An 18,904-nucleotide genomic window follows, 5' to 3' on the forward strand; every position below is an offset into this window, starting at 1 on the left:
TCCGGTGCCGGGTTGGGCCGGTCGCATATGCGCCCGTTGACAGGCACGTTTCTGCATGATCAGAAGGGCTTAAATGCCTTGGTAATCAAGGGTGTTGGTGGACCAAAGGTCAATGTGTCATGCATCGACGCGCGTGAACCTGCTGAATGGTCCATGTCTCGAAGAGGTCTCAACTCACCTGTTCGAGGGATGCGCGCCACGGAGTGAGCGACCGGCGCGCGGCGGGATGTGCGGCGCTCCCCCCCTCCCGAGCCCTCCCGGAGGTGCGCGCGACCGGCGTTTCCCGCCGGAGAGGGCGATTTCGGATCCTGGCCATTCGCACGGATGCCCAATCCTCATAAGGTGAGCAGTATTGATGTGTACGGATGGTCGAGGAGGACCTGCGGTGAGCGAGACGAGCCCCAAGCTGCGCGCCGAGCTGGACGGCGTCCCTGCGTATGTGCCGGGCAAGCCGGCCGCGGCGGGAGGACCGGTTGCCTTCAAGCTTTCCTCGAACGAGAACCCGTACCCGCCGTTGCCGGGCGTCATGGAGTCGGTGCTCGCCGCGGCCGCCGGCTTCAACAGGTACCCGGACATGGCCTGCACCGGCCTGATGAACGAGCTCGCCGACCGTTTCGGTGTGCCGGTCTCCCATCTCGCCACCGGCACGGGTTCGGTCGGCGTCGCCCAGCAGCTGCTTCAGGCCACCTCGGGACCCGGCGACGAGGTGATCTACGCCTGGCGGTCGTTCGAGGCGTACCCGATCATCACGCAGATCAGCGGCGCCACGTCGGTCAAGGTGCCGCTGACCGCCGGTGAGGTGCACGATCTCGACGCCATGGCCGGCGCGATCACCGACCGGACCCGGATGATCTTCGTCTGCAACCCGAACAACCCGACCGGGACCGTGGTGCGCCGGGCGGAGCTGGAGCGGTTCCTGGACCGTGTGCCGGACGACGTCCTGGTGGTGCTCGACGAGGCGTACAAGGAGTTCATCCGCGACGCCGACGTGCCGGACGGCATCGAGATCTACCGTGACCGGCCCAACGTCGCGGTGCTCCGTACCTTCTCCAAGGCGTACGGCCTGGCGGGTCTGCGGGTCGGCTTCGCGGTGGCGCACGAGCCGGTGGCGGCGGCGCTGCGCAAGACCGCCGTCCCGTTCGGCGTCAGTCAGGTCGCCCAGGACGCCGCGGTCTCCTCGCTGCGCGCCGAGGACGAGCTGCTGGGGCGGGTCGGGTCGCTGGTGGGCGAGCGCGCCCGCGTGTACGAGGGGCTGGTGCGGCAGGGCTGGACCGTCCCCGAGTCGCAGGCGAACTTCGTCTGGCTGCGCCTCGGGGACCGCACGCTCGACTTCGCCGGTGCCTGCGAGCGCGCCGGTGTGGTCGTACGGCCGTTCGCCGGGGAGGGCGTGCGGGTCACGATCGGGGAGGCCGAGGCCAATGACGTGTTCCTGAAGGTGACCGAATCGTTCCGGCAGGAGCGGTAGCGGCGCGTACGCCGCCCGACGGACCTCCGGTGGCCCCGGACCCCACGACGGGGTCCGGGGCCACCGTCGTTCCGTGCTCCGGCGGCCGTCCCTCCGGGCTCGGGCTCGCTCCGTGGATCTGTCCGGTTTGGGGTGACCCGGCCGGTGCGGCCGGAAAGGGCCCCCCACGCGACGCACTCGAAGATGTGTGCGCAATAATGCTTGTGAATGTGAACGCGTTCACAAGCGTTGCCCTGTTCCTCCCGTGATCGGGTGGATTGAAGGGGCAGGCGGCGGCTGTGATCACGGCGAAGTAAGGAGAATGTCGTGGATCTTGCTCTGGCACCGGAGACCCTGGCGCGATGGCAGTTCGGCATCACCACCGTCTACCACTTCCTGTTCGTCCCGCTGACGATCTCCCTCGCCGCGCTGACCGCCGGCCTGCAGACCGCCTGGGTGCGCACGGAGAACGAGAAGTACCTCAGAGCGACGAAGTTCTGGGGCAAGCTCTTCCTGATCAACATCGCGATGGGTGTGGTCACCGGCATCGTGCAGGAGTTCCAGTTCGGCATGAACTGGTCCGACTACTCGCGGTTCGTCGGTGACGTCTTCGGCGCCCCGCTCGCCTTCGAGGCGTTGATCGCGTTCTTCTTCGAGTCCACCTTCATCGGACTGTGGATCTTCGGCTGGGACAAGCTGCCGAAGAAGATCCACCTCGCCTGCATCTGGATGGTGTCCATAGGCACCGTCCTCTCCACCTTCTTCATCCTGGCCGCCAACTCCTGGATGCAGCACCCGGTCGGCTACCGCATCAACAAGGAGCGCGGGCGCGCGGAGCTCACGGACTTCTGGCACGTGCTCACGCAGAACACCGCGCTCGCCCAGTTCTTCCACACGATCACGGCGGCCTTCCTGGTGGGCGGCGCCTTCATGGTGGGCATCGCCGCCTTCCACCTGGCGCGCAAGAGGCACATCCCCGTCATGAGGACCTCGCTGAGGGTAGGGCTGGTCACGGTGGTGATCGCCGGACTGCTCACCGCCGTCAGCGGAGACGTGCTCGGCAAGGTGATGTTCAAGCAGCAGCCCATGAAGATGGCCGCGGCCGAGGCCCTGTGGGAGGGCGAGGACGGGGCGCCCTTCTCGGTCTTCGCGGTCGGCGACGTCGCCGAGGGGCACAACACCGTCGAGATCTCGATCCCGGGCATACTCTCCTTCCTCGCGGACGACAGCTTCACCTCCTACGTCCCCGGCATCAACGACATCAACAAGGCGGAACAGGAGAAGTACGGTCCCGGCGACTACCGGCCCAACATCCCGGTGGCGTTCTGGAGCTTCCGCTGGATGATCGGCTTCGGCATGGCGTCGTTCGGGCTCGGTCTGCTCGGGCTGTGGCTCACACGAAGGAAGTTCCTGTTGCCGGAGGCGTTGCGCACCGGCGAGGACGAGGTGCCGAATCTGGTCCTCTTCAAGAACAAGGTGCTGAGCCCGAAGCTCGCCAGGCTCTACTGGATCACCGCGCTGTGGACCATGCTCTTCCCGCTGATCGCCAATTCCTGGGGCTGGATCTTCACCGAGATGGGACGCCAGCCCTGGGTGGTCTACGGCGTGTTCCAGACCCGTGACGCGGTCTCGCCGGGGGTGTCGCAGGGAGAGATCCTCACGTCCATGATCGGCTTCACGGCGCTCTACGCGGTGCTCGCCGTCGTCGAGGTCAAGCTCCTCCTGAAGTACGTCAAGGCCGGACCGCCCGAGCTCACCGAGGCCGACCTCAACCCGCCCACCCGGATCGGCGGCCACGACCAGGACGCCGACCGGCCGATGGCCTTCTCCTACTGAGATCAAGCGGAGCTGAGAGATGGAACTCCACGACGTCTGGTTCGTGCTCATCGCCGTCCTGTGGACCGGCTACTTCTTCCTGGAGGGATTCGACTTCGGAATCGGGGTCCTCACCAAGCTGCTGGCCCGGGACCGCAAGGAGCGCCGGGTCCTGATCAACACGATCGGGCCGGTCTGGGACGGGAACGAGGTGTGGCTGCTCAGCGCGGGCGGCGCGACCTTCGCGGCCTTCCCGGAGTGGTACGCCACGTTGTTCTCAGGCTTCTACCTTCCCCTGTTGGTCATCCTGCTCTGCCTGATCGTGCGGGGGGTGGCCTTCGAGTACCGGGCGAAGAGGCCCGAGGAGCGCTGGCAGACCAACTGGGAGCACGCGATCTTCTGGACCTCGCTGATTCCCGCCGTCCTCTGGGGCGTGGCCTTCGGGAACATCGTCCGCGGTGTGAAGATCGACGCCGACATGGAGTACGTCGGCAACCTCTGGGACCTGCTCAACCCCTACGCCATCCTGGGCGGGCTGGTCACGCTGTTCCTCTTCACCTTCCACGGTTCGGTGTTCGCCGCGCTCAAGACGGTCGGGGACATCAGGGAGCGGGCGCGTGGGCTGGCTCTCAAGCTGGGCCTGGCCACCGCGGCTCTCGCTCTGGGTTTCCTCGTCTGGACCCAGGCGGACAACGGCAACGGACGGAGCATGGTGGCCATGATCGTCGCCGTGGTGTCGCTGGCCGTGGCCATCGGGGCCATCGCGGCGGGGCGCGAGGGCTGGTCCTTCGCGTTCTCCGGTGTGACCATCGCGGCGGCGGTCGCGATGCTCTTCCTGACGCTCTTCCCGAACGTCATGCCGTCCTCGCTGAACGACGCCTGGAACCTGACGGTCTCCAATGCCTCGTCCAGCCCGTACACCCTCAAGATCATGACCTGGTGCGCCGGCATCGCGACTCCGGTGGTGCTGCTCTACCAGGGCTGGACGTACTGGGTGTTCCGCAAGCGCATCGGCACGCACCACATCGCCGATGCCCACTGAGCACACCGGAGTGACCGTGCCGACGCGCGGCGACTCACCGATGCGCCGTACCGAACCTGTCCCGAGCGCCGAACTGGCTGAGCGAGCGACATGAGCTCACTGGGGAGCTGTTTCACGTGAAACCGATCGACCCGCGTCTTCTCCGGTACGCCCGGGCCACACGGTTCTTCCTTGCGGCCGTCGTGGCGCTGGGCCTGGTCGGAGCGGCCCTGGTCATCGCTCAGGCCATGCTCGTCGCCGAGGTGGTGGTGGGCGGGTTCCAGGACGGCCTGACGGCTGCCGGACTCCGCACACCCCTCCTTCTGCTGGCCGCCGTCGCGCTGGGCAGGGCGTTGGTGGCCTGGCTGACCGAACTCGCCGCACACCGGGCGAGTTCCGCGGTCAAGTCCGAACTGCGCGGCCGGCTCATGGAGCGGGCCTCCGGGCTGGGCCCGGAGTGGCTGAGCGGGCAGCGCACCGGGTCGCTGATCGCTCTGGCCACCCGGGGCGTCGACGCCCTCGACGACTACTTCTCGCGCTACCTCCCCCAGCTCGGTCTCGCGGTCGTCGTGCCCGTGGCGGTGCTGGCCCGGATCGTCACCGAGGACTGGGTCTCCGCGGCGATCATCATGGTGACGCTGCCGCTGATCCCGCTCTTCATGATCCTGATCGGCTGGGCCACCCAGTCCCGGATGGACCATCAGTGGAGGCTGCTGTCACGGCTCTCCGGACATTTCCTCGACGTGGTCGCCGGACTGCCGACGCTGAAGGTCTTCGGACGTGCCAAGGCGCAGGCCGAGTCGATCCGCACCATCACCTCGCAGTACCGCAGGGCCACGCTGAAGACGCTCCGGATCGCCTTCCTGTCGTCCTTCGCGCTGGAACTGCTGGCGACCCTGTCCGTGGCCCTGGTCGCGGTGACGATCGGGATGCGGCTCGTCCACGGAGAGCTCGACCTCTATACGGGGCTGGTGATCCTCATCCTGGCGCCCGAGGCCTATCTGCCGATCCGCCAGGTCGGTGCCCAGTACCACGCGGCCGCGGAGGGCCTCTCGGCCGCGGAGGAGATCTTCGCTGTGCTGGAGACCGAGCCCGCGGCCAAGGGATCCCAGGACGTGCCCCAGACCCTGAGGCTGGAACTGGAAGGGGTGACGGTCCGGCACGAGGGCCGGGCGGAGCCCTCGCTGGACAGGGCATCGCTCGTGGTCGAGCAGGGGGAGACCGTCGCCCTGGTCGGTCCCAGCGGGATAGGCAAGTCCACCCTCCTCGACGTGGTGCTCGGATTCACCACGCCCGACGAAGGGCGGGTCCGGGTCGGCGGGACCGCGCTGTCCGCCGTCTCTCCCGAGCGCTGGCGCGAGCAGATCGCCTGGGTGCCCCAGCGCCCCCACCTCTTCGCCGGGACGATCGCGGAGAACGTACGGCTGGCCCGTCCGGACGCGGAGGACGAGGCGGTCGTGACCGCGCTGCGGGAGGCAGGAGCGTACGACTTCGTGGAGGCGCTCCCGGAGGGCACCGGGACGCTGCTGGGCGAGGACGGCGCCGGTCTCTCCGCGGGGCAGCGCCAGCGGCTCGCGCTGGCGCGGGCGTTCCTGGCCGACCGGCCTCTGCTGCTGCTTGACGAACCGACGGCGAGCCTCGACGGGGAGACGGAGGCGGGCATCGTCGACGCGGTACGGAGGCTGGCCGTCGGGCGCACCGTGCTGCTGGTCGTGCACCGGCCGGCGCTGCTCTCGGTCGCGGACCGCGTGGTGGCGCTGGAACCGGTGGCGTCAGGTGCCCTGCCCGGACGGCTGGGCCCGGAGCGCGGGACGGCCCCGGGTGCGGAGCACGCGGCGGCCCAGGATGTTCCCACCGTTCGGGGGAGTGCGGACGGGACCGGAAACGCGGGCGCGATGGAGCCCGTCCTCCGGGACACCACCCCCGGGGCCGGCGGCCGCGTACTGGCCCGGGTCCGGGAGGCCGCGGGCTCCCAGCACCGGAAACTGGGCCTGGCCCTGATGCTGGGCAGCCTCGCCGTGGGCTCGTCCGTCGGGCTCATGGCGGTCTCCGGGTGGCTGATCTCCCGCGCCTCCGAGCAGCCTCCGGTGCTGTACCTGATGGTCGCCGTCACCGCGACCCGGGCCTTCGGCATGGGCCGGGCGGTCTTCCGCTACGCCGAGCGGCTGGTGTCCCACGATGCGGTGCTCAGGATGCTCGCCAAGCTCAGGGTGTCGGTGTACCGGGGCCTGGAGCGCATCGCGCCCGCCGGCCTCCGCACGACGCGCCGGGGCGATCTGCTGTCCCGGCTGGTCTCCGACGTGGACACGCTGCAGGACTACTGGCTGCGCTGGCTGCTGCCCGTGGGAACCGCGCTCGGGGTCGGGGCGGGAGCCGTCGCCTTCACCACATGGATGCTGCCGGAGGCGGGCGCCGTGCTGGCGGCCGGTCTGCTGCTCGCCGGTGTGGGCGTGCCGTGGCTGAGCGGCGCCTGTGCCCGGCGTGCCGAGCGTCGACTGGCGCCCGCCCGGGCCGCTCTGGCGGTGCGGGTCGCCGATCTCCTCGGCGGAACGGCCGAGCTGACCGTCGCGGGTGCGCTGCCCGCCCGGAGGGAGCAGGTGCGCGCGGCGGACACGGTCCTCACGAGGATCGCCGCGCGCGCGGCGGCCGCCACGGCGCTGGGTGGCGGACTCTCCGCCCTGATCTGCGGGCTCACGGTCGTGGGCGCGGCGGTCGTCGCGCTGCCCGCGGTGTTCACCGGACGCCTGGAGGGGGTGGAGCTCGCCGTCGTCGTCCTCACACCGATGGCGGCTTTCGAGGCCGTGACGGGACTGCCGCTCGCGGTCCAGTACCGCCGACGGGTCAGGAGCAGTGCGGAGCGGGTCTTCGAGGTGCTGGACGCTCCTGTGCCGGTCGCCGAACCGGTCGAGCCGGCACAGGCACCCGCTTCACCCTTCCCGCTCGACGTACGAGGGCTGTCGGCCAGGTACGGAGGCGCGGAGCGCGACGCGCTGCACTCCGTCGACCTCACGCTGCACGCCGGTCGGCGGATCGCGGTCGTCGGCACGTCCGGATCCGGAAAGACCACGCTCGCCCAGATCCTGCTCCGCTTCCTGGACGCCCGGGAGGGGACGTACCGTCTCGGCGGTGTCGACGCCTCCGCGCTGGACGCGGACACGGTCCGGACCTTCGTCGGGCTGTGTGCCCAGGACGCCCACGTCTTCGACAGCTCCGTCCGCGAGAATCTGCGGCTCGCGCGCACCGGCGCGACGGACGGCGAACTGCGTGACGCCCTCGCCGCGGCGCGGCTGCTGGACTGGGCCGAGTCCCTGCCCGACGGCCTCGACACGATGGTCGGGGAACACGGTGCCCGGCTCTCGGGCGGTCAGCGGCAGCGGCTGGCGCTGGCCCGCGCGATCCTCGCCGACTTCCCCGTGCTCGTGCTCGACGAGCCCGCGGAGCACCTCGACCTGGCGACGGCGGACGCCCTGACCGCTGACCTGCTGGCCGCCACCGAAGGACGTACGACCGTGCTGATCACCCACCGGCTGGCCGGGCTCGAAGCGGTGGACGAGGTGCTGGTGCTGGACGGTGGCCACGTGGTGCAGCAGGGCCCGTACGCCGAGCTGGCGGCGCAGGACGGTCCGCTGCACCGCATGCTCGCACGCGAACAGGAGCCGGTGCGTACGGGTGTGGAGCGGATGCGGCCGGTGGGAGCGGTGCCGGTGCGCACCTGAGAGCAGCGGCCCGACGCTGTCCGACTTTCCTGACCATTCGGTACTTATTAGGCTCAGGTCATGCCCGAGCCGGATCCGAAGGACGTGTCCGGAGCCACGCGGCCGGCCGCCGGGAGCCTGCGAGGGCTCTCCGCCGAGCTGACCGCGCGCGTTCCGCAGCTGCTGGAAGCGACGAGGTCCGTCGGCACGGGCCTGGAGCTCCACTCCACTCTCGAACGCATCTGTGAGACCGCGGCCGAGCTGGCCCACGCCCGCTACGCGGCCATCGGCGTCGTCGAAGAGCCTGGTGAGAGCCTCTGCGACTTCATCACCCACGGGGTGCCCGAGGAGGTCTGCAGGGCGATCGGCCGGCCGCCCGACGGCCACACCGGTCTCCTCGGCGCCCTGATCCAGGAGGGCGTGCCCATCCGGCTGGAGGATCTGGAGGCCGATCCGCGCTTCGCCGGATTCCCCGCCGCCCACCCGGCGATGCGCTCCTTCCTCGGAGTTCCCATCCGGGTCCAGGGCAGGATCTTCGGCAACCTCTACGTGATGGAGAAGCGTGCCGGCGAGACCTTCGGGGACGACGAGCTCCACATGCTGCGTGTGCTGGCCACGGAGGCCGGGATCGCCATCGGCCATGCCCGGACGTACGAGTCCGCCAGGCAGCGCGGCCGGTGGATCGACGGCTCGGTGGCCGTCACCACCGCCCTGCTCTCCGGCGGGGACGCGGACGAGGCGCTCACAGTCGTCGCCGAACAGGCCCGCCGTCTTGCCGACGCCGCGGCCGGAATCGTGCTGCTCCCCGCCGATTCGGGAGGCCTCGAGATCGTCGCCGTAGCCGGGGACCGGCCGTCCGCGTCCCTCGGGGTGATCATTCCGCCGCAGAGCCCTGTGGTGGCGGCTCTCCTGAGGGGCGAGGAGGTGTTCCTCGACGACCCCGCGACCGATCCCCGCATGGTCACCAGGCTTGCGGACCAGTTCGGTCCGCACATGCTGCTCCCCCTGCGCAGCGGCGGACGCGTGCTCGGGGCGCTTGCCATCCCCCGGGTGCGGGGAGGAAGGCCGTTCACCGAGGCGGAGCGGACGCTCGCCACCCACTTCGCCGCGCAGGCCGCCCTGGCCCTGAAGCTGGCCGAGGCACAGCGGGACCGGGAGAGGCTCGTCGTCTACGAGGACCGGGACCGCATCGCCCGAGATCTCCACGACCTCGTGATCCAGCGCCTGTTCGCCACCGGGATCATGCTGGAGGGCGCGCAGCGACGCTCACCCGTGCCCGCGGTGCAGGCCGGCATCGGGCGGGCCGTCGACGAGCTGGACGTGACCATCCAGGAGATCCGTACCGCCATCTTCGCCCTGCAGCAGGAGCCCGCGGAGGCGCCGTCGGGGCTGCGGACCAGGGTCCTGCGGGAGATCAACATGGCGGCGGTGCCCTTGGGCTTCGCGCCCTCGCACCGATTCCTGGGCCCCGTCGACTCGTCGGTGGGGGAGCTGGCCGGCAAGAACCTCATCGCCGCTCTGCGAGAGACGCTCTCCAACACCTTCCGTCACGCGAGGGCCTCGCGTGTCGAGGTGACGGTGGACGCGACCGCCGCGTTGCCCGACGGGAGGGACGCGGTGCGGCTGACGGTCACGGATGACGGAGTGGGCATTCCGGAGGGCGGACGGCGCAGCGGTCTGCGCAATCTCGCCAGGCGGGCGGAGTCGCTGGGCGGCGCCAGCTGGTTCGGGCCGGGGGTCGGGGAGGCGGGCGGGGGCACGACAGTGATCTGGCAGGTCCCGTTGTGATGTCCGGCGTGTGAGCCCGACGAGCTGGTTCAGCGCACGGTTCGGCGGACTGTCGGCCCACAGGTTCGGCCCTCGGGTTCGGCCGTCAGGTTCGGTCCTCAGGTTCGGCCCACGGGTTCGGGACACGGGTTTCAGCGCCCGGGTTCGGCGTGCGCGCTCAGCGTGCGGCGAGGATCCGCTCGATGACGACCGCGACGCCGTCCTCGTCGTTGGTGAGCGTCACACCCGATGCGGCGGCCACCGCGTCCGGATGGGCGTTGCCCATGGCGAACGAGGCTCCGGCCCAGCTCAGCATCTCCACGTCGTTGGGCATGTCCCCGAACGCGACGACCTCGGCCGCCGGGATTCCGCGCTCCGCGCAGCAGGCCGCGAGCGTGGCGGCCTTGGAGACGCCGAGGCCGCTGATCTCCAGGAGCGCCGTGGGGCTGGACCGGGTGAAGGACGCCCGATCCCCCGCGACGTCGCGTGCCAGCGCGAGGAAGGCGTCCGGGGCCAGCTCGAGGTGGTGGGCGAGGACCTTGAGGACCGGCGTGCCGCTGCCCGGGGCCTCCTCGTGGAGCAGCTTCTCCGCGACGGCGACCGTGGCACCCGGGTCCATGTGGAAAGGAGGGTAGGCGGGTTCGTAGTGGATGCCGGTGGTCAGTTCGACGGCGAACGAAACGCCCGGCGCGGCCTCGCGCAGGAGGCCGACCACGTCCAGGGCGATCCCACGGTCCAGCGGATGGACCTTGAGGAGGCGGCCGCTGCGGAGATCCGCGACCGCTGCTCCGTTCCCGCAGATCGCCATGGAGTGGCCCTGGACGTAGGGGCTGACGACGTCCATCCAGCGGGCGGGCCGTCCGGTGACGAAGAAGACCTCGATCCCCGCCTCCTCGGCGGCTGCCAGGGCTGCCGTCGTGCGGTCCGACAAGGTCTTGTCGTCACGTAGGAGGGTGCCGTCCAGATCGGTGGCGATCAGCCGGGTCACGGCAGGAAGAGGCGAGTCGGTAGCTGAGGTCACCCCGGCATTCTCTCGTACGGGGTTGCACGGGCGTGCGGAGGGGCGCACATCTGAGAGGGTGAGCCTGTGAGCTGCCGGATCTGACAGAGGCATATGTCGAAGGCGTTACCGGCCCTGTGTCCGGCCGGAGACGGCGTCCGGGACCGACCCCGTTCGCCGTCCCGTCCGGAGCGGAGGACGGTCAGCCGAGCTGGGCCAGGGCCTCCGTGGCGATCTGCTCGAACACCTCTGTTTCCAGGGCGAAGAGGGACTCCGGCTCCGGCCAGTGGACGACGATCTCGGTGAATCCGAGGTCGAAGTGTGTTCCCGCGAAGTCCACGAACGCGTCGACGGACTGCAGCGGACGGCCCGGGGTGAAGCCGGTGAGCAGGATCTTGTCCAGCTCGCCCACGTCGCGGCCGGCTTCCTCGCAGGCGGCGCCGAGCCGGGTGATCTGGCCGTGCAGGGCCGTGACGGACTGCTCGGGGGTGCCGGCCTCGTACAGCTTCGGGTCACCGGTGGTCACCCAGGCCTGGCCGTGCCGTGCCGCGAGCCTCAGTCCGCGCGGTCCGGTGGCGGCGATCGCGAAGGGCAGCCGGGGACGCTGTACGCAGCCGGGGATGTTCCGGGCCTCGTTCGCGGAGTAGAACCGGCCCTCGCTCGTCACGGAGGGCTCCCGGAGAAGCTGGTCGAGCAACGGGACGAACTCGGCGAAGTGGTCGGCACGTTCGCGCGGCGTCCACGCGTCCTCGTCACTCCTGCGCAGCGTGGTCGCGTCGAATCCGTTGCCGCCGGCGCCGATACCGAGGGTGATCCGCCCGCCGGAGACGTCGTCCAGGGTGATGAGGTCCTTGGCCAGCGTCACCGGATGCCGGAAGTTGGGCGAGGTGACGAGTGTGCCCAGGCGCAGACGCTCGGTGGCCGCCGCGGCGGCGGTCAGCGTGGGGATCGCACCGAACCACGGGCCGTCACGGAAGGTCCGCCAGGCCAGATGGTCGTAGGTGTACGCGGCGTGGAACCCCAGCTCCTCGGCGCGTACCCAGAGGGGCCGGCCGCCGTCGTGCCAGCGGCGGATGGGCAGGATCACGGTGCTCAGTCGGCGGGAGGAGGTCATGACGACGACTCTACGGCGATGTCTCCAGGGCCCCGCAGGCCGCTGCGGGACATCGGGCCCGCAGGAGGATCACCGCCGTGTCTCGACGACCTCCGCGCGGGCCTGGGCGGCATGCGGCGCTGAGCTGCGGCCGATCAGTCGCGCAGACGCAGGAAGGCCGGAGGCACGGCGTCGGTGAGCCACACGCCGTTGGCGCTGACGTGGAAGAGATGCCCCGCCCTGTGCATGGCGCCCGCGTCCACGGCGAGGACCACCGGCGCGCCCCGCCGGGCGCCCACACGGACCGCCGTCCCGCGGTCGGGCGAGAGGTGGACATGGTGGCGGCCCATGGGCCGGAGCCCTTCGGCCCGGATGGCGTCGAGGGCGCGTGCCACGGTGCCGTGGTAGAGGTACGCGGGCGGCTCGGCCGGGGGCAGGTCGAGATCGACCGTGACGGAGTGGCCCTGGTTCGCGCGGATACGGTCGCCGTCCACGGTGAAGCGCCGCTTGTCGTTGACCGCGACGACGTGCTCGAGCTCGTCCCGGGTGAGGGTGAAGCCGTGCCGCGCGCAGGCCTCCAGCAACGCGTCGACGGGCACCCAGCCGTGAGGGTCGAGAACGAGACCGATCCGGCCGGGCTCATGCCGCAGATGCTTCGACAGGTACTTGGACACCTTGACGGTGCGTCGTTCGTCCATCCCGCCAGAGTGCCCTCGGTGCGTCACGGGGCGCACCTCGATTTCACCCGAGGTTCGTGACGAAAGGTGCCGCCATCAGGTTTGATCCACAGCCAACTCGGTTTATCCACAGGTATTTTGACACTCCTGTGGACAACTGTCGTCCTCTTCGCCCTATTTGGGTAACTTGGTTAATTTTCAGTGTAGATGTCGCACTCCCGGCTCGCTGTGGTCTCGAAGTGCCCTGTGCTGGAAGCGATGTCGCGAAATGGACTCGGCCGCACGGGAGTTACGGCCTCCGGACTTGCCCGCTGACAACCGCACTTCTCCGCAGCGTCGTTAGGGGAAGGGTCCGTCCAACTCGCCGTATACCTAGAGGGGCGGCTTCAGCCGTGCGACGCCGCGCAGCAGCCGGGGGCTGATCCGGTGGAGCAGCCGTGCGCCACGGGCCTCGGGTGTCACCGGCACCACGGCGCGGTTGTGTACCACCGCCTCGAGGATGGCGTGAGCCACCTTTTCGGGCGGGTAGTTGCGACGCGTGTACAACTGGGTCGTGCGCTCGCGGAGGCGCTCCTCCTCGGCCTCGTCGACTCCTGCGAAGTGCGCGGTGCCGGTGATGCCGGTGCTGACGAACCCTGGGCAGATCGCGCTGACGCCGATCGAGCGGTCGGCCAGTTCCGCGCGCAGGCATTCGCTGAGCATCAGCACCGCCGCCTTGGACGTGCTGTAGGCGGGGAGCACGCGGGAGGGCTGATAGGCCGCCGCCGAGGCGACGTTGACGATGTGGCCCCCCTGCCCCCGGTCGGCCATCTGCTTGCCGAAGACCCGGCAGCCGTGGATGACACCCCACAGATTGACGTCGAGGACCTTGCGCCATTCCTCGCTGGTGGTCTCGAGGAAGGAGCCCGACAGGCCGATGCCCGCGTTGTTCACCAGGACGTCCACGACGCCGTGTTCGGAGGCGATCTTCTCCGCGAGCTGCTCCATCGCATGCTCGTCCCCGACATCCACCACTTCGGCCGACGCCGAGGCGGCACCGGTCAGACGCGCCGTCTCCACCGTCCGTGCCACACCGTCCGCGTCGCGGTCCACGGCCACCACCCGCGCTCCGGCCTCGGCGAACAACAGCGCCGTCGCCCGCCCGATTCCCGAAGCAGCGCCTGTGACCAATACCAACTGCCCGCTGAAACGCGCGGCATGGGATCCGGCAGCCGCCGTGGCCGGTGCTGCGAGGCCTGCGGACTCACCCAGGCTGCCACTGTCCACGCCGCGAGCGAACTCGCTGATCCAGACGGCCAGCTGATCCGGGCGGGTGCGCGGGACCCAGTGCTTCGCCGGGAGGGTGCGCCGGGTCAACCGGGGTACCCAAGAGTCGAGTTCGTCGTAGAGCGACGGCGAGAGGAAGGCGTCTCCGGTCGGTGTCACCAACTGGACCGGGACGTGTGCGTAGGCGTCCTGGCGCGGACGGCGCAGGCGGGAACGGATGTTGTCACGGTAGAGCCATGCCCCGTGCGCCGCGTCCTGAGGAAGCGAAGACGTCGGATACCCGTCCGCGGGGACCTTCTCCATCCGCCGCAGGATCCGTGGCCACTGCCTGCCGAGCGCCCCGCGCCAGGCCATCTCGGGCAGAACCGGTGTGTGCAGCGCGTACACGTACCAGGACTTCGCGCCCTGGCCGAGCAACTGGCCCAGGCCGCGCGCGTCCGGGTGCGCCATCCGTCGCTTGATCCAGTGTCCGAAGTGGTCCAGGGACGGACCGGACATCGAGGTGAACGAGGCGATGCGGCCCTTCGTGCGCTCCACGGTCGCGAATTCCCACGCCTGGACCGAACCCCAGTCGTGGCCGACCACATGGACCGGTCGGTCCGGGCTCACGGCGTCCACGACAGCGAGGAAGTCGTCGGTCAGCTTCTCCAGCGTGAAGCCGCCACGCAGCGGCCTCGGCGCCGTCGACCTGCCATGGCCGCGCACGTCGTACAGCACCACGTGCCACTGCTCGGCCAGCCGTGCGGCGACCTCGGACCAGACCTCCTTGCTGTCCGGATAGCCGTGCACCAGCACGATCGTCGGCTGTGACGGATCGCCGGCCTCGGCGACACACAGCTCGACCCCTCCCGTACGCACCCAGCGCTCGCGCGCGCCTCGCAGATTCACGCAGCCTCCTTGTCCGGTGCCGGCGTTGCGGTACGCGTCCGTAACGTGACCGCTGAAATGTGGCAACCGACCGCCCGTCGCGTCAAGGGATGCCCCGAACCTGTGGACAACGCCCTGTGGACAGGCCGCACCGTATTCGGTGGACAGACCGCACCGCGTTCGGTGGGCAGGCCGCACCATGCTTCGTGGACAGGCGGGTCGCAGGTCCGCCCGGCACCGTCGGGGAACTCTCCAAGCACCGTCCGGGAACTCTCCAAGCACCGTCGGGGAACCCTCCAAGCACCGTCCGGGCCCCGGGGCCGCCTCCGGTCGGTCGTCCTCCCGCGTGGGGTCCCCCTACGGGTCCGTACGCCTGGAGTCTGACGCGGATACAACCGCCTGGGCTGACGACTCCCGGGGCGCGCGCCACTACCTTCGAACACGTGACTGTGATCGCAACCGAAAGCCTGAGCAAGCGGTTCCCGAGGGTGACCGCGCTTGACCGGCTCTCCTTGGACATCGGACCGGGCGTCACCGGCCTGGTGGGTTCCAACGGGGCCGGCAAGTCCACACTGATCAAGATCCTTCTGGGTCTGTCCCCCGCCACCGAAGGCCGGGCCGCGGTGCTCGGGCTCGACGTCGCCACCGAGGGAGCCGCCATCCGGGAGCAGGTCGGGTACATGCCCGAACACGACTGCCTGCCCCCTGACGTCTCGGCGACCGAGTTCGTCGTCCACATGGCGAGGATGTCCGGTCTGCCGCCCACGGCGGCGCGCGAGCGTACCGCGGACACCCTGCGCCACGTGGGGCTGTACGAGGAGCGCTACCGCCCCATCGGCGGCTACTCGACCGGTATGAAGCAGCGGGTGAAGCTGGCCCAGGCCCTGGTCCACGACCCGAAGCTGGTCCTCCTCGACGAGCCGACCAACGGCCTGGACCCGGTCGGCCGCGACGAGATGCTCGGCCTGATCCGCCGCGTTCACACCGACTTCGGCATCTCGGTGCTGGTCACCTCGCACCTCCTCGGAGAGCTCGAACGGACCTGTGACCACGTCGTCGTCATCGACGGCGGCGCGCTGCTCCGCTCCAGCTCCACCAGCGACTTCACCCGGACGACGACGACACTGGCCGTCGAGGTCACCGACAGCGACACCCACCCCGACGGCACGGACGCCCTGCGCCGGTCCCTCACCGCGGCCGGGATCACGCTCGTCGGAGCCGACGGACTCGACGCCGAAGGACTGCCGGGAGCCGGCCACATCCTCCTGGTGGAGGCGACGGGCGAGGAGACGTACGACGTGGTCCGCGACAGGGTGGCCGAGCTCGGTCTGGGACTCATCCGCATGGAACAGCGGCGCCACCACATCGCCGAGGTCTTCCGCACCGAAGCGGCGCCCCCGGCGGCCCAGGCCGTGACGACGGGTGTCGGACAGCAGAAGGGGAGCGGTCGCGATGAGCACTGAGACCGGAACCGTGACCGGGAGCGAGACCTCCCGGATCCACAACATCGGATACCGCTCCTACGACGGCGTCCGCCTGGGACGGGCGTACGCACGCCGGTCGCTGTACTCGCAGTCGCTGCGCGGCTCGTTCGGACTGGGCAGGTCCGCGAAGTCCAAGGTGCTGCCGATGCTGCTGTGCGGGGTGATGTGCCTGGTTGCGCTCATCCTGGTCGCGGTCGCCATCGCCACGCCCAACATGACGAAACTGCCCATCAAGTACACGGACTTCGCGATCTACCTCCAGGCCGTGATCGGACTGTTCATCGCCTCCCAGGCGCCGCAGTCCGTGTCCAGGGACCTGCGCTTCAAGAGCGTGCCGCTGTACTTCTCGCGGCCGATCGAGCGCGTCGACTACGTCCTCGCGAAGTTCGCCGCCATGGCCTCGGCCCTGCTCATCCTCACCGGGCTGCCGCTCGTCATCCTGTACGTGGGCGCACTGCTGGCCAAGTTCGACCTCGCCGATCAGAGCAAGGGCTTCGGACAGGGGATGGTCTCGGTGGCGCTGCTCTCCGTGCTGTTCGCCGGGCTCGGGCTCGTGGTCGCCGCGCTGACACCGCGGCGTGGCTTCGGAGTCGCCGCGGTGATCGCCGTGCTGACCATCACCTACGGGGCGGTCTCCACGGTCCAGGCGATCGCCTGGGAGACCGGATCGACCGGTGCCATCACCTGGCTGGGGCTGTTCTCGCCCATCACCCTGATCGACGGGGTGCAGACCGCGTTCCTCGGCGCCGCCTCCGCCTTCCCCGGAGGTGAAGGACCGGGTGCCGCCGCCGGCGTGGTCTATCTGATCGTTGTCCTCGCGCTCGTCGCCGGCTCGTACGCCGTACTGATGCGCCGCTACCGGAGGGTCGGGCTGTGACCACCATCGAGATCGACCACACCTCCCGCTGGTTCGGCAACGTGGTCGCCGTCAACGACGTCAGCATGACCGTGGGCCCCGGGGTCACCGGGCTGCTCGGCCCCAACGGAGCCGGAAAGTCCACGCTGATCAACATGATGGCCGGCTTCCTCGCGCCGTCGACCGGCAAGGTGACGCTCGACGGCACACAGATCTGGCGCAACGAGTCGGTCTACAAGGCGATCGGGATCGTGCCGGAGCGGGAGGGGATGTACGACTTCCTCACCGGCCGCGAGTTCGTCGTGGCCAACGCCGAGCTCCACGGACTCGGGGACGCCGCCGCGGCCGAGGCGCTGGCCACGGTCGAGATGGAGTACGCCCAGGACCGCAAGATCTCGACGTACAGCAAGGGCATGCGCCAGCGCGTGAAGATGGCGTCCGCCCTGGTCCACGACCCGTCGGTGCTGCTCCTCGACGAGCCGTTCAACGGCATGGACCCGCGTCAGCGGATGCAGCTGATGGAGCTCCTGCGCCGGATGGGCGCGGAGGGCCGCACGGTGCTCTTCTCCTCCCACATCCTCGAGGAGGTCGAGCAGCTCGCCTCGCACATCGAGGTGATCGTGGCGGGCCGCCACGCCGCGTCCGGTGACTTCCGGAAGATCCGCCGGCTGATGACGGACCGTCCGCACCGCTATCTCGTACGGTCCAGCGACGACCGGGCGCTCGCCGCCGCACTCATCGCGGACCCCTCGACAGCGGGGATCGAGGTCGACGTGACGGAGAGGGCCCTGCGGATCCAGGCGGTCGACTTCGGGCGGTTCACGGCCCTGCTGCCGAAGGTCGCACGCGAACACGGCATCCGGCTGCTCACCGTCTCCCCGTCCGACGAGTCCCTCGAATCGGTCTTTTCCTATCTCGTAGCGGCCTGAGTAGTGGCCTGAAAGGAGCTGTGAAGCGTCATGTACGACCCCACAGTCGCCCGGCTCACCTACCGGGCCCTGCTCGGCCGGCGCCGGGCCGCCATCCTGTTCGTCCTGCCGGTGCTGCTGGTGGCCATCTCCGTGGCGGTGCGGGCGTTCGCCGGGGCCGATGACGGCGTCGCCTCCGGAGTGCTGGGCGGATTCGCCATCGCCACGATGGTCCCGCTGATCGGCGTGATCGCCGGAACAGGTGCCATCGGACCGGAGATCGACGACGGATCGATCGTCTACCTGCTGGCCAAGCCGGTGAAGCGGCCCACGATCATCTTCACCAAACTGATCGTGGCCGTCGCCGTGACGATGCTCTTCTCGGCGCTGCCGACGTTCGTCGCGGGGCTGATCCTCAACGGCAACGGCGGACAGATCGCCGTGGCCTACACGATCGCGGCGCTGGTCGCCTCGATCGCGTACAGCGCGCTGTTCCTGCTGCTCGGCACGGTCAGCCGGCACGCCGTGGTCTTCGGCCTGGTGTACGCGCTCGTGTGGGAGGCGCTGTTCGGCAGCCTCGTCCCCGGGGCCAGGACGCTCAGCGTGCAGCAGTGGTCCCTCTCGGTCGCCGAGAAGGTGGCCGGGGACGGCCTGGTGACCTCGGACGTCGGCCTGCCGCTCGCGACGGTCCTGCTGGTCGGTGTCACCGCCGTGGCCACCTGGTACGCGGGTCAGAAGCTGCGGGCGCTGAAGCTCGCCGGCGAGGAGTGACGACCCCGCCCCGGTGCAACCCCCGTCCGATGGGCGGGGGTTGTTCCATGCCCGTACGACAAACAGCGTGACCGTGTGCTTATCGGCTCGTTGGACGGGGTGCGTGGAGGCAACAGGAATCCGTGGCGTCGAGCTTTCGTGAATACGGGGAGTGCCGGCCGAGGCGGGGCGAGTGCCCACCGGCCGGTCATCGAGTGAGTGGCAACCGTGAGCGTCCTCCGCCCTCGCAGCCCGGGGACA

General features: G+C 69.9%; 13 protein-coding genes. 9 read left to right on the forward strand and 4 right to left on the reverse strand.

Going from position 1 to position 18,904, the window contains the following annotated elements; all coding sequences use genetic code 11:
- Nucleotides 1-385: 385 nt before the first annotated feature.
- The 5 genes from hisC (at nucleotide 386) to OG488_RS19130 (ending at nucleotide 9,763) form a co-directional block, all read left to right on the forward strand.
- Nucleotides 386-1,465 (forward strand): histidinol-phosphate transaminase, encoded by a 1,080-nt coding sequence (gene hisC / locus OG488_RS19110; protein ID WP_329230829.1) that lies wholly within the window; start codon nucleotides 386-388, stop codon nucleotides 1,463-1,465.
- 306 nt (nucleotides 1,466-1,771) lie between these two features.
- Nucleotides 1,772-3,280, forward strand: a complete 1,509-nt coding sequence (locus tag OG488_RS19115) for a cytochrome ubiquinol oxidase subunit I (protein WP_329230831.1) — start codon at nucleotides 1,772-1,774, stop codon at nucleotides 3,278-3,280.
- A 19-nt stretch (nucleotides 3,281-3,299) separates the two neighbouring features.
- Nucleotides 3,300-4,301, forward strand: coding sequence for a cytochrome d ubiquinol oxidase subunit II (gene cydB / locus OG488_RS19120; protein WP_329230833.1), 1,002 nt, complete (start codon nucleotides 3,300-3,302; stop codon nucleotides 4,299-4,301).
- A gap of 116 nt (nucleotides 4,302-4,417) precedes the next feature.
- Nucleotides 4,418-7,996 carry a thiol reductant ABC exporter subunit CydD gene (gene cydD, locus OG488_RS19125; RefSeq protein WP_329230835.1) on the forward strand — a complete coding sequence of 1,193 codons (3,579 nt, stop codon included), beginning with the start codon at nucleotides 4,418-4,420 and terminating at the stop codon, nucleotides 7,994-7,996.
- A gap of 60 nt (nucleotides 7,997-8,056) precedes the next feature.
- Nucleotides 8,057-9,763: a sensor histidine kinase gene (locus OG488_RS19130; protein ID WP_329230836.1), complete on the forward strand. Its 1,707-nt coding sequence runs from the start codon at nucleotides 8,057-8,059 to the stop codon at nucleotides 9,761-9,763.
- Nucleotides 9,764-9,920: 157 nt separating this feature from the next.
- On the opposite strand, the gene OG488_RS19135 is transcribed toward OG488_RS19130, so the two are convergent.
- From OG488_RS19135 to OG488_RS19150, 4 genes are all read right to left on the reverse strand, one after another.
- Nucleotides 9,921-10,763, reverse strand: coding sequence for a Cof-type HAD-IIB family hydrolase (locus OG488_RS19135; RefSeq protein WP_329230838.1), 843 nt, complete (start codon nucleotides 10,761-10,763; stop codon nucleotides 9,921-9,923).
- Between the two features lie 181 nt (nucleotides 10,764-10,944).
- A complete protein-coding gene (locus tag OG488_RS19140) occupies nucleotides 10,945-11,856 on the reverse strand; it encodes an LLM class flavin-dependent oxidoreductase (protein WP_329230840.1) in 912 nt (303 codons plus the stop codon).
- A gap of 134 nt (nucleotides 11,857-11,990) precedes the next feature.
- Nucleotides 11,991-12,533, reverse strand: a complete 543-nt coding sequence (locus tag OG488_RS19145) for an RNA 2'-phosphotransferase (protein ID WP_329230842.1) — start codon at nucleotides 12,531-12,533, stop codon at nucleotides 11,991-11,993.
- A 351-nt stretch (nucleotides 12,534-12,884) separates the two neighbouring features.
- Nucleotides 12,885-14,666 carry an SDR family oxidoreductase gene (locus OG488_RS19150; protein WP_329230843.1) on the reverse strand — a complete coding sequence of 594 codons (1,782 nt, stop codon included), beginning with the start codon at nucleotides 14,664-14,666 and terminating at the stop codon, nucleotides 12,885-12,887.
- 428 nt (nucleotides 14,667-15,094) lie between these two features.
- Here OG488_RS19150 and OG488_RS19155 point away from each other — a divergent pair, with 428 nt between their 5' ends.
- From OG488_RS19155 to OG488_RS19170, 4 genes are read left to right on the forward strand one after another with little or no spacing between them, the layout of a single operon-like run.
- Nucleotides 15,095-16,108 (forward strand): ABC transporter ATP-binding protein, encoded by a 1,014-nt coding sequence (locus tag OG488_RS19155; protein ID WP_329238804.1) that lies wholly within the window; start codon nucleotides 15,095-15,097, stop codon nucleotides 16,106-16,108.
- Nucleotides 16,098-17,006, forward strand: a complete 909-nt coding sequence (locus OG488_RS19160; RefSeq protein WP_329230845.1) for an ABC transporter permease — start codon at nucleotides 16,098-16,100, stop codon at nucleotides 17,004-17,006. The genes OG488_RS19155 and OG488_RS19160 overlap by 11 nt, the downstream gene beginning before the upstream one ends.
- Nucleotides 17,003-17,914, forward strand: coding sequence for an ABC transporter ATP-binding protein (locus OG488_RS19165; protein WP_329230847.1), 912 nt, complete (start codon nucleotides 17,003-17,005; stop codon nucleotides 17,912-17,914). The genes OG488_RS19160 and OG488_RS19165 overlap by 4 nt, the downstream gene beginning before the upstream one ends.
- Before the next feature lie 30 nt (nucleotides 17,915-17,944).
- Nucleotides 17,945-18,664: an ABC transporter permease gene (locus tag OG488_RS19170; protein WP_329230849.1), complete on the forward strand. Its 720-nt coding sequence runs from the start codon at nucleotides 17,945-17,947 to the stop codon at nucleotides 18,662-18,664.
- The last annotated feature ends 240 nt before the right edge of the window (nucleotides 18,665-18,904 follow it).

It is taken from the genome of Streptomyces sp. NBC_01460 (assembly GCF_036227405.1).
GTDB lineage: Bacteria > Actinomycetota > Actinomycetes > Streptomycetales > Streptomycetaceae > Streptomyces.

Excerpts from the sequence above, each read along its gene's own strand:
- cydB (WP_329230833.1), top strand. The coding sequence starts at position 3,300 with ATGGAACTCCACGACGTCTGGTTCGTGCTCATCGCCGTCCTGTGGACC.
- OG488_RS19130 (WP_329230836.1), top strand. The coding sequence starts at position 8,057 with ATGCCCGAGCCGGATCCGAAGGACGTGTCCGGAGCCACGCGGCCGGCC.
- OG488_RS19140 (WP_329230840.1), bottom strand. The coding sequence starts at position 11,856 with ATGACCTCCTCCCGCCGACTGAGCACCGTGATCCTGCCCATCCGCCGC.
- OG488_RS19145 (WP_329230842.1), bottom strand. The coding sequence starts at position 12,533 with ATGGACGAACGACGCACCGTCAAGGTGTCCAAGTACCTGTCGAAGCAT.
- OG488_RS19160 (WP_329230845.1), top strand. The coding sequence starts at position 16,098 with ATGAGCACTGAGACCGGAACCGTGACCGGGAGCGAGACCTCCCGGATC.
- OG488_RS19170 (WP_329230849.1), top strand. The coding sequence starts at position 17,945 with ATGTACGACCCCACAGTCGCCCGGCTCACCTACCGGGCCCTGCTCGGC.